The sequence below is a fragment of the Amycolatopsis palatopharyngis genome, assembly GCF_003385185.1.
GTDB lineage: Bacteria > Actinomycetota > Actinomycetes > Mycobacteriales > Pseudonocardiaceae > Amycolatopsis > Amycolatopsis palatopharyngis.
The window spans coordinates 226,296-237,123 of sequence record NZ_PQHZ01000004.1 but is presented as its reverse complement, the minus strand read 5'-3'; the positions used below and the strand labels follow the sequence as shown (position 1 = coordinate 237,123).

General features: G+C 67.9%; 9 protein-coding genes. 3 read left to right on the top strand and 6 right to left on the bottom strand.

The window, feature by feature from the left end; all coding sequences use genetic code 11:
- A partial coding sequence (locus D0C15_RS04800) for an HNH endonuclease signature motif containing protein (RefSeq protein WP_211323088.1) occupies nucleotides 1-1,181 on the top strand: 1,181 nt, incomplete at its 5' end.
- 157 nt (nucleotides 1,182-1,338) lie between these two features.
- Nucleotides 1,339-2,484 (top strand): metallophosphoesterase, encoded by a 1,146-nt coding sequence (locus D0C15_RS04795; protein WP_245975563.1) that lies wholly within the window; start codon nucleotides 1,339-1,341, stop codon nucleotides 2,482-2,484.
- A 299-nt stretch (nucleotides 2,485-2,783) separates the two neighbouring features.
- Here the strand turns inward: D0C15_RS04795 and D0C15_RS04790 are convergent, their stop codons facing one another.
- Nucleotides 2,784-4,133 carry an alkaline phosphatase PhoX gene (locus D0C15_RS04790; RefSeq protein WP_116041094.1) on the bottom strand — a complete coding sequence of 450 codons (1,350 nt, stop codon included), beginning with the start codon at nucleotides 4,131-4,133 and terminating at the stop codon, nucleotides 2,784-2,786.
- A 261-nt stretch (nucleotides 4,134-4,394) separates the two neighbouring features.
- On the opposite strand from D0C15_RS04790, the gene D0C15_RS04785 reads away from it, so the two are divergent.
- Complete coding sequence (locus tag D0C15_RS04785; protein WP_116041093.1) at nucleotides 4,395-5,987, top strand: alkaline phosphatase D family protein; 1,593 nt, start codon at nucleotides 4,395-4,397, stop codon at nucleotides 5,985-5,987.
- 54 nt (nucleotides 5,988-6,041) lie between these two features.
- Here the strand turns inward: D0C15_RS04785 and D0C15_RS04780 are convergent, their stop codons facing one another.
- The 5 genes from D0C15_RS04780 to D0C15_RS04760 all read right to left on the bottom strand — a co-directional run bounded on the left by D0C15_RS04780 (nucleotide 6,042) and on the right by D0C15_RS04760 (nucleotide 10,632).
- Nucleotides 6,042-6,788 (bottom strand): LytR/AlgR family response regulator transcription factor, encoded by a 747-nt coding sequence (locus D0C15_RS04780; protein WP_116041133.1) that lies wholly within the window; start codon nucleotides 6,786-6,788, stop codon nucleotides 6,042-6,044.
- Between the two features lie 5 nt (nucleotides 6,789-6,793).
- Complete coding sequence (locus D0C15_RS04775) at nucleotides 6,794-8,071, bottom strand: histidine kinase (protein WP_116041092.1); 1,278 nt, start codon at nucleotides 8,069-8,071, stop codon at nucleotides 6,794-6,796.
- Entirely contained in the window at nucleotides 8,068-9,750 is a 1,683-nt protein-coding gene (locus tag D0C15_RS04770) for a solute symporter family protein (RefSeq protein WP_116041091.1), read from the bottom strand. Before D0C15_RS04770 ends, D0C15_RS04775 begins: the two co-directional genes overlap by 4 nt.
- A complete protein-coding gene (locus tag D0C15_RS04765) occupies nucleotides 9,747-10,127 on the bottom strand; it encodes a hypothetical protein (RefSeq protein ID WP_245975562.1) in 381 nt (126 codons plus the stop codon). The genes D0C15_RS04770 and D0C15_RS04765 overlap by 4 nt, the downstream gene beginning before the upstream one ends.
- 85 nt (nucleotides 10,128-10,212) lie before the next feature.
- A complete protein-coding gene (locus D0C15_RS04760) occupies nucleotides 10,213-10,632 on the bottom strand; it encodes a hypothetical protein (protein WP_245975561.1) in 420 nt (139 codons plus the stop codon).
- Nucleotides 10,633-10,828 lie beyond the last annotated feature (196 nt).

Genomic DNA, 10,828 nt, shown 5'->3' with positions numbered 1-10,828 from the left:
TCCTGGAGTTGATCGCTGAGGTCGAAGCTCGGGGTGTGGCGGGTGGGCGGGGGTATCGGGATACGGCGACGTTGCTGATGATGGCGCTGCGCCTGTCCCGGGCCGAGGCGGCGGCGCGGGTCTCGCACGCCACCACCCCGATGCCCCTGGTGGAGCAGGCTCTGGGGGCTGGGGACATCGGTGTGGCGCACGTCCAGGCGATCCAGAAAGTCCTCGCCCAGGCCCCCGAGGGCTTGCCGGAGAACGATCGGGCCGACAGTGAGCGCACGCTGGTGGAGTTCGCCCAGCGCGCCACCGCCACCGATGTGGCCAAGGTCGGGCGGCGGATCGTGGGCTACTGGAACATCGACGACACCCCGCCCACCGACCAACACCGCCAGCACGCCGGGCCGTACCGGGAGTTCCGGGGCCGCTACCGCCGCGACGGGCAATACGTCTACAGCGGCGAACTCGACCCCGAGTCCGCCGCCGAACTCGAAGGGCTTCTGCACCCACTGGCCAAACCCCATCCCGCCGACACCGACAGCACGCCCGATCGGCGCACCCCGGCGCAGCGGGAAGGTGACGCTCTGGCCGAGATCATCGGGCTGGCCGCCCGCACCGACGACCTGCCGACCACCGGCGGGGAACGCGCCGTCGTGACCGTGACCGTGTCACTGGCCGAGCTGGAACAACGCGCCGGAGCGGCACTGCTGGACGCTTCCAGCTACATCAGTGCCGATCAGCTGCGGCGTTGGTGCTGCGAGGCGAAAGTGCTACCCGCCGTCCTCGGCACCCACGGCGAAATCCTCGACCTCGGACGTGCCACCCGCCTGGCCACCCCAGCCCAACGCCGAGCCCTCGCCATCCGCGACCGCGGCTGCACCCGCCCCGGCTGCACACGCGGACCGAAATGGTGTCACGTCCACCACGTGTTGTCGTGGATCGACCACGGACCGTCCGATCTGGACAACATGATCCTCGTCTGCGCCCGGCACCACCGCGAACTGCACCACACCGGCTGGACCGTCCGCATCCGCCACGGCACCCCCGAATTCACCCCACCACAATGGCTCGACCCCGACCAGAAACCCATCCGCAACACCGCACACCACCCACCTGACCGAGGGCGGTACTGCACATCGCCCGCACCACCACGGTCGTCACATCGGGCCGCGCGTCCACGCCAACCCGTGCCCTGACCCGGCCGGTGCTGGCGTGCGCGAAATCCGCAGGACTCAGCACGTCTTCATGTCGACGCAGAGCTACGTTCACGAGCGCGCAATTCGGATCCTTGATCGTCGTGATCCGGTAACTCGATCGGAGGACATTTACATGAAGAACCCGCGGAACACAGGGATGGACCGGAGAAGTGTCATCAAGGCCGGTGGAGCGGGAGCGCTGGCCATGACCGTCGGTTCGGTCGTTCCGCCGGTAGCCCGCGCGGACGAGGCATCCGGTGCCGCTCCGCTGCGCTTCAACCGCGACGGAAAATTCAAGATCGTGCAGTTCAACGACACTCAGGACGATCATCGCATCGACCGGCGCACGATCGAGCTGATGAACAGGGTTCTCGACAGTGAGCGGCCTGATCTGGTCGTCCTGGTCGGCGACAACATCAACGGCGGCCCGAACACCGAACTCGAGGCCAAGCAGGCACTCAACAACGTGATCCAGCCCATGGAGCGGCGCGGCATCCCGTGGGCGGCGACCTTCGGCAACCACGACGAGGACTCCACGCCGAGGACCGGTTTCGACGAAACCGACATGCTTCGGTTCTTCCGCGCCTACCAGCACAACATGAACACGGCGGGCGCGAAGGACGTCACCGGCACCGGGAACATGAACCTGCTCATCAACGACTCCCGGGGTGGCAAACCTGCCTTCAACGTCTGGCTGCTGGACAGCGGACGCTATGCGCCGAAACAGATCGCCGGGCAGGACTTCGCCGGCTATCCCACATGGGACTGGCTTCGCGCTGACCAGGTGAGGTGGTACCTCGACGCGTCCGAGAAACTGGAACGCCGGGCCGGAGCCGCGGTTCCGAGCCTGATGTTCCTGCACATCTGCCTGTGGGAGCACCGGTTCATGTGGTTCGCGAGTGTCGACAGCCGGACCGATGGCGACCACGCACGAGCCGTCGAGAAGCACTCCATCCTCGGCGAACGCAACGAGGACGAGTGTCCGGGACCATTCAACTCCGGCATGTTCTCCGCAATCCAGCACCGAGGCGATGTACGCGGTGTCTTCTGCGGCCACGACCACATCAACACCTACATGGGCAACTACTACGGCGTGCTCCTCGGCTACGGCCCCGGCACCGGATTCGGCACCTATGGTCTCGGCGGCGAGGCGAATCATCACGTACGCGGTGCGCGTGTGTTCAACCTGGACGAGAACGTCGACGGGGTCCTCGCCGAAACGCACAACTTGTTCGCCAAGGACTACGGAATCGACATGTCGAACACGGATCAGAGCATGGACCCACTGCCTCTCCCCCGCTAGGTGCGGGCACCCTCCGGGCCGGTTCCGGCGAAGCCGCGCTGATCATCGCGCACGCCGAGGACAGCCACGCCGCCAGGGTCAGAGCGGAACAGACCCTCGTGGCACTACTGTCCGGGCTGATCATTCGCTGAACGATCCAGGCGCACTTCGTCCGGGACTTCAAGGAAATGTTCGGCGAGTCACCCACCTGGTACGCGGGGCGGTACTAAAACTATGACCGAGCACGTGTCACGGGCGAGGCCGGAAGCCTCGCCCGTGACACGTACGGACGCCGAGTATTACTGGTGGTTCCGCGGAACCTAGAGAGCGCCGTTCTCCCAGGGACCCGTCACGGCGTAGGTGACCCCGGGGCTTTGCACGTTGAAGAAGAGGATACTTCCGTCCGGGCTGAACGTGGCACCCGCGAGTTCGCTGGTGTTGGAGCTGTTCAGTGCGGCGAAGTCGAAGATCTCGCCGCGGTTGGTGACTCCGCGCAGCAGATCACGGCCGCCTCCGTCCTCACAGAGGACAAGGCCGCCGGTGTTGGGTGAGACGCAGATGTTGTCGGGGCTCTGCAACAGATCGGGATCCGTCGACTCGTACACCAGCACCAGCTGACCACCGGAGTTACCGCGCGGGCGGTACTCCCAGACCTGTCCGAGGCCGGCGTCTCCGCCACTGGTCGAATTGATGAAGATCGACCCGTCCGCGTACCACGCGCCTTCCAGCCGCGCGAAGGTCGCGCCGCCCGCGTCCCGTCCCTGGTAGAACACCGCCAGCGAGTCGTCACTGTCGGGATCGGGGTCCGCGATATCGACCCACTCGACCGGCAGGGTCCTCCCTGCATGCTGACCGATACGGGTGTCGTAGCGAGGCTGATCCTTGATCGCCAGCATCTGCAGGCGCCCGCCCGCACCGAGGTCGTCGCGATTGTCGGGCACGTAACGGTAGAAGCCGGAGCTGCCCCGATCCTCGGTTTCGTACACGATTCCGGTAGCCGGATCGACGGCGACGGCCTCGTGTACGAAACGCCCCATCTGCTTGTACGGGACCGGCTCGACCGGGCCGTCGGCATCGGCTCGCACCTCGAACACGTAGCCGTGCGGCGTGGGGTGGTTCAGCCCGGTGAAGGTTTCCTCACAGGACAGCCAGGTGCCTGCCGGAGTGGGACCGCCCGCACAGTTGCGAATGGTGCCGCTCAGGCTCGGGTGGGTGCTCACCAGTGACATGGCGCTCGGGTCGAACACCATCGTGGTGGTTCCGCCTGCGGCGAGGGGGTCGTAGCTGGGGCTGGTGAACGCCGGGCCTTCACTCTGTTCGTGGTTGCGAACCAGGCGGATCATTCCGTCGTCGCTGGCGAAGGCTGCCATGCCGTCGTGCCGCCCTGGAGTGGGTCTTCCGTCACTCATCAGGGTGCCGGTCTGTCCGAACGCGACATAGGAGAACCCTGCGGGGAGCAGGAGTTCACCGCCGGGCGCGGGCTGCAGTGGTCCATAGCCACCGTTCTCGGGCGCCTGTCCTGGACCCATCTTGCCCCGCCCCGCGGGCGCGGCAAGGGCACCGCTACCCATCAGCCCGAGGAAAGCCGAAGCCGCTCCGGCTGCTACCCCGCCCCGGAGGAACGCGCGTCGCCCGAGCCCGTCTCCGTCGTTCGTCCGCGATGTCGTCATGCGAGTTCACTCCTCTGCTTACGGCTCAGACCTGTCGCCGACACCTAAGCGCGCTGTCATGAATGTCTGTCCAGTAGGTGGTGAACAGCGCGCGACACCGATGTCACGAAGCAGACTGTGGCGCCGTACAAGAGCGCTCACCTGTCCGAGATGCTCAACGTTCACCCTGTCGTGGTTGGAACGTCGCCGTACGTGTGGCTTGATGAGGCGCGGCCACCGACGGGTGAGCCAGCATGTGACTTCCACGGGAAAGGTGAACACATGTCCGAGTCCACGAGTTCGCCGTCGTCGTCCGCTTCGGTGTCACGTCGTCAGGTGCTGCTGGGTGGCGCTGCCGGAGTGGCCGCGCTGGGCGCGTCGTCGGCGATGACCTCCGTTCCCGCATGGGCGCGCGACCGGATCCGGGGCCAGGTACCGAGTTCGCCGTTCAGCCTTGGCGTGGCTTCTGGGGATCCGTTGTCCGACGGTGTGGTCTTGTGGACCCGGCTGGCACCCGAACCGCTGGCCGAGGACGGCCGAGGTGGGATGCCGGATCGACCGGTGCCCGTGGCGTGGCAGGTTGCCGAGGACGAGCAGTTCCGTCGCGTGGTCGCCGCCGGCAGTGCACTGACCCGCCCGGAAGAAGGGCATTCGGCGCACGTCGAACTGTCGGGGTTACGCCCCGGCGCCGACTACTTCTACCGTTTCCGGGCCGGTTCGGAGCTCAGCCCCGTCGCTCGCACGAAGACCGCACCGGCCGTCGGTGCCCGGCTGGACCGGTTCGCCTTCGCGTTCGCCAGTTGCCAGAACTACCCTGCCGGTTTCTTCAACGCATACGCCCACATGGCCGAGGAGGACCTCGACCTGGTCGCGTTTCTCGGCGACTACATCTATGAAGGTGACGCCCAGGGTGAGCTGGGGCGCGGACACTCCCCCACCGGCGAGATCTGGTCGCTTGCCGACTACCGGATCCGGCATGCCCAGTACAAGTCGGATACCGATCTGCAGGCCGCGCACGCGGAGTTCCCCTGGGCGGTCGTGTTCGACGACCACGAGGTGGAGAACAACTGGGCCGACGAGATCTCGCAGGGAGATGGCGAGCCGGACGCCGACCCAGAGGTGTTCCGCCGCCGCCGCGCACGAGCGTTTCAGGCCTACTACGAGCATATGCCGCTACGTCGTGCGCAACGCCCGAACGGCCCGGACGTGCAGATCTACCGTCGCCTCACATTCGGCGACCTCATGGACTTCTACCTGCTCGACACCCGCCAGTACCGCAGTGACCAGGTGGGGGACGCCAAACGGGCGGACCCGGCGCGCAGCATCCTCGGCGCGGAGCAGAAATCCTGGCTGCGCCAGGCGGTGGCCGGTCAAACAGCCCGCTGGAACGTGCTGGCCCAGCAGGTGTTCTTCGCCCAGCGCGACTTCGTCGCCGGGCCGGGAACCAACTTCAGCAACGACGCGTGGGACGGCTACCTCGTCGAGCGCAACGAGGTGCGCGACCATCTCGCCGCGGCGGGAACGTCCAACCCGGTCGTGCTCACCGGCGACGTGCACGCCAGTTACGTCTGTGACGTGAAGGCGGACTTCAATGACCCCGATTCGGCCACCCTCGCCACCGAGTTGGTCGGCACGTCGATCACCAGCGGCGGTGACGGCGAGGATCAGCGGCCCGGCGACCGGGTACAGCTGCAGGAGAACCCGCACATCAAGTTCATCAACCGCAATCGGGGGTACGTCCGCAACATCGTCACACCTACCGAGTGGACAGCGGACTTCCGCGTCGTCGACTACGTCAGCCGACCCGGTGCGCCGATCCGCGATCGCGCCACCTTCGTCATCGAGGACGGCAGGCCAGGAGCGCAACCAGCCTGACACCTTCGTCGCTTGGGGACGGTTCGGCCGGACGGCTTTCCAACTGTGCGATGGTCACAGACCGAGCAGGCGGCGCAGCTCCCGGGCGTGCCTGCGGGACACCTCGACGCGGCTGCGCCTGCGGTCGTCCATCACGAGCACCAGTGCGCCGTTGAAGTCCGGCCGCAACTCACGGACGTGGTTCAAGTTGACCAAATAGGACCGATGCGTCCGGAAGAAATGACCGGTGAGCCTGCGTTCCAGCTCGTTCAGCGACAGGCTCACCAGTACCCGCTCACCGGCGAGCTGCAGGTACGAGTAGCCACGCGCGGCGCTGGCGTACAGGATCGCCGACGCATCGACGAGTACGGTCCGGTCGCCCTGCTGCACGGGGATGCGTCCGAGCGGGTCCAGCGCGGGACCGCGCGGCGCCGGTGGCTGTTCGATCTCGTCGGCGGTCCCACCCGACAGCGCCCGGTCGAGCGCGCGGCCGAGCCGCTCGGCGTCGAACGGCTTCACCAGGTAGTCGACGGCGTCAACGTCGAACGCGTCCACGGCGTAGTCCGGGTAGGCGGTGGTGAAGATGACCTTCGGTGCGTTGGGCGAGTGGCGCACCGCTTCCGCCACTTCCAGCCCGGTACCGCCCGGCATCTTGATGTCCAGCAGCACCAGGTCGTAGTGCAGCGACCGCAGGAGGACCAGCGCCTCCTCGGCGTTGGTTGCCTCGCCGACCACCTGGACATGCTCGAACGTCCCCAGCAGGTAACGCAGCTCCTCCCGAGCGGGCGCCTCATCGTCGACGATGAGGCAGTGAGCTCGCATGCCGATCACCCCAAGGGGATGCGCAGGTCGATGACGGTCCCGTTACCGTAGTCGGATTGGATGTCGAGACGATAACGCTCGCCGTACAGGGCCTGCATCCGCTGCGAGATGTTGCGCAGCCCAACCCCACCGTCCGCGGCGCCGTCGCCGGAGGTCAGCCGCTCCAGCAGTTCCGGCGACATGCCGACCCCGTCGTCGGAGACGCGGATCGACGTGGTCCGGGTCAACGGGTCGACGCGGGCCTTCAGCCTCACGGTGCCACCGTCGACCTTGTCGGAAAGACCGTGCTTCACGGCATTCTCGACCAGCGGCTGGATCGTCAGCACCGGTACGTGCGCGGTCAGCACCTGCGGATCGATGTCGTAGCGCACGCGCAGCCGCTTGCCGTAGCGAGCCTGTTCCAGGGAAAGATAGGTGCGCACGAAGAAGTACTCCTGTCCGAACTCGACCAGGTGCCCTTCCTGCCGGACGGCGTACCGGAAGAAGTCGGACAGCCGCAGCAGCAGCCTGCGAGCCTCTTCCGGGTCGGTGCGCGCCTTCGAGGCGATGGTGTTGAGCGTGTTGAACAGGAAGTGCGGGTTGATCTGGGCGCGCAGGGTGTCGAGCTTGGCGTCCACGGCCAACTTGCGCTCGTAGTCCAGTTCGGACAGCTCAAGATGCAGCGACATGATCCCGGCCACGCCCTCGACGACGTCTCTCGGTGGCGGGATCTCGTCCACGCGGTAGACCTTGAGTGTCCCGACCACGCGCTTGCCGATGGCGAGTGGCGAGATCACGGCGCTCTGCAAAGGACAGTCCGATGACGGGCAGCCGAGGCGGCTCCTGCGCCGCACCACGACCGTCTTTCCCTTGGCGAGCACCCTGGCCGACGCCTCCGTCTGCGGCCGCTCACCCACCGTGTGGTGGTCGGAGCCGGGGCCCTGGAACGCGAGCACCCGCTCGCGGTCGGTGATCGCCACCGAATCACCCCCGAGTACGGGATGCAACAGCTGCACGGCCCGGCGCGCGGTCTCGGCGGTCAGCCCGGACCGCAACGGCATGGACCTGCCGACCGCGGCGATCGTGCGACCCTGCCGCCCCGCGGAGCGCCGCATCGGCCCCGCCCTTCGGGGGCCGCGCAGCGCGGACGGGTAGCCGATGGTGAGCACCAACGTGATCCCGACTCCGATCAGGACGGTGGCCTCGACCTCCAGCGGCGGGTCGGGAAAGACCTGCGTGACCAGGTAGACGAAGCCCCACGTGAGCGCCACCGCGATCGCCAGTGGCCAACTGCCGTTCCTCATCGTCTCTTCCCGTCGACGCCCGCGATCGTGAGCTTGGCCAGCCGCACCGCCCGCCGATCGGCCGCGGTCCCGTGCAGCTTGAGCCACAGCCGCTCCACATCGGCGGGCGCGGTGGTACGCAGCGAGACGATCACGGTGACCAGCGTGGCCAACGGGGCGGCCACGATCGTGGGTGCGAACAAGATCTCACCGATGCCACTCTCACCGGCCGACGGCGCCACCGCAACCAGGCTGATCGCCGTCAGCGCCCCGACGGCCATGCCGGCCACCGCCCCGGGCGCGGTCGTCCGCCGCCACCAGATGGCGAGGATGAACACCGGCGCCAGCGCCGATCCCGCGAGCGCGAACGCCCAGGTCACCATGGTGGCCACGATGGAGGGGAACATGGCGGTCAGCGAGTACGGCCGCAACAGGAGGGCGAGCCCCGCCGACAGCGCCGCGACCACCAAGACGGCGGCCCGCCCCGCCCACACCGCCTGCCGCTGGGTGGCAACCGGGTTGATGTGCCGCTCGTACACGTCGTGTCCCCAGGAGGCGGCCGAGGCCAGCAACAGTCCCGCGATCGTGGACAACACCGCGATGAGCGCCCCGATCGCCACCACGGCGAGCCCGGTGTCACCGCCGTAGATCCGGCCGAGCACGAGCGGTGCGTGCTCCGGCACGCGCAGCACACCATTGACGGTCAGGTCCGCGAGCCACGGCCGGTCGGGCACCGCCTGCGACACGAGTGACCGCGCCGCGGTACCGATCAGCACCGCAAGGGCGTAGAAGACACCGGCGAAGCCCAGGACCCACACGGTGGTCATCCGAGCGGCGGTGCCCGTCGGGCTCGTGAAGTAGCGGTTCATCACGTGTGGCAGGCCCGCGGTGCCGAACATGAGCGTGACGATGAGCGTGATCTGCCCGAGCGGGCCGTACCGGCCGCCCGGGTTCCCGAAATACGCGGGTTCGCCGCTCTCCAACCGGTTCTCCGCCACCTCTAGCTGCCAGTTTCCGTCGACCTCGGCCGGATTGCCGAGCGGTTTGTCCGAGAGCCGTCCGACAGCGTCGGGATAGCTGAAGCCGGACCGGAGCACGACGATCGCCAGCCAGATGAACACGGCGAGCAGCAACAGGAACTGCACGGCCTGCGTCCATGTGGTGCCGCGCATTCCCCCGACGACGACCAGCGCCGCGATGGCCACTGTGGACACGACGACGCCGGTGGCGTACGGCGAGAGGCCGGCAACGCCCTCGCCGACAAGCAGCTCCCACGTCAGACCGCTGCCCACTGCCTGCGGCACGAGATAGGACAGGATGACGAGCTGCACGACGGTGACCGCGGTGAGTCGCACCCGTTCGGAGCCGAGCCTGCGGCCCAGGAAGTCCGGAATGGAGAATTCGCCGAACCGGCGCAGCGGCGCGGCCACGAAGAGCAGCACGGGTACGAAACCCGCGGCGAAGCCGGTCGCGTACCACACGCCGTCGAGGCCGGAGACGTAGACGGCGGCGGCCACGCCAAGGAACGACGCGGCCGAGAAGTAGTCACCGCAGATCGCGCAGGCGTTGGTCACGACACCGACCTGCCTGCCGGCGAGGTAGAACTCGAATGTGGACGCGCCGCGTGGGCGCAGCACGAGCCCGGCGATCAGCACCGCCGCGAACAGCGCGACCAGCACCGTGAGGCTCGCGGCGATCACGATTTCTCGCCGCCGGAGTCGGGTGTCTCCTGCTCGGGGGCGCCGAGCATGCGGTCCTCGACGGCGTTCGACAGGGTCGCCGCGGCGGCCGCGAGCAGGAAGAAGAACACGTAGAGCCCGACCGCCGCCATGACGAAGCTGGGCGTCATGCCGCCGACCAGTCGCCCCTCCGACCACCAGTCGACGGTCAGCGTCAGGATCGGGACCGCGACGACGACACCGAGGAACACGACGAAATGACCAACGGCAACGCGGCGCACCGTACGGAACGCCGCGTCGACGTCGGCGGGCATGTCGTACTCGTCCCCGACATCGGGGACCCATCGATCCTCGTCGTCGGGGTCGTCCCAGGCCGGATCCACAGCGGACGAAGCCACATCGAGCACCCTACTGCGCGGGTCTGGCCATGAGAACCACGATGCCGCGGCGGCCGCGCCACCACCTGGAACGCTCTCGCCCGCGCTAGTCCGCGCCGCGAATCCGCGATGCGGTCCGGACCAGGACGAACGCGCCCCCACCCGCGATGACGAGGCCGATACCCGGCAGCAAGCTGCCCCAACTGTCCGTGCTCGCGCTCAACTGCGCGATCCGGAGCAGTTGCCACGTCACCAGCACCGCGACGGCGACGCCCGGCACCAGAGCATGCGCGAGGGCGAGGCGGCGGTACGGCAGCAGCGCGCCGGCGATGGCGATGGTGCCCGCGCACAGAGTCCACAGCCCGGGGCCGGCGGCGCCGGAGAAATGGCCCACCGGGGTGGATACCCACGGCAGGAGCGAACCGACAAGGATCAGCAGCCCACCGAAGATCATGCCGGCGCTGCCGACGTGCATGACACGCCGACGACCCGTCGTCGCTCCACCCGTGCTGGTCACCGAGGACATGCCGCGAGTTTAGGTGCGCCGTGAGCCACGTCACCAAGCCGTGCGTTCGCGAGAGGTCACCGGCCGGGGGTGAGCGGCCGGATCGGGCACCCGAGCGGTTCCCGGCCGCCGCCGGAGCACGGCGAGGCGCGGCCCGCGACCGCTCATGGCCCCGTTCACGACGCTGGGGGACGAATCGTTGCCATGTCCGATTCGC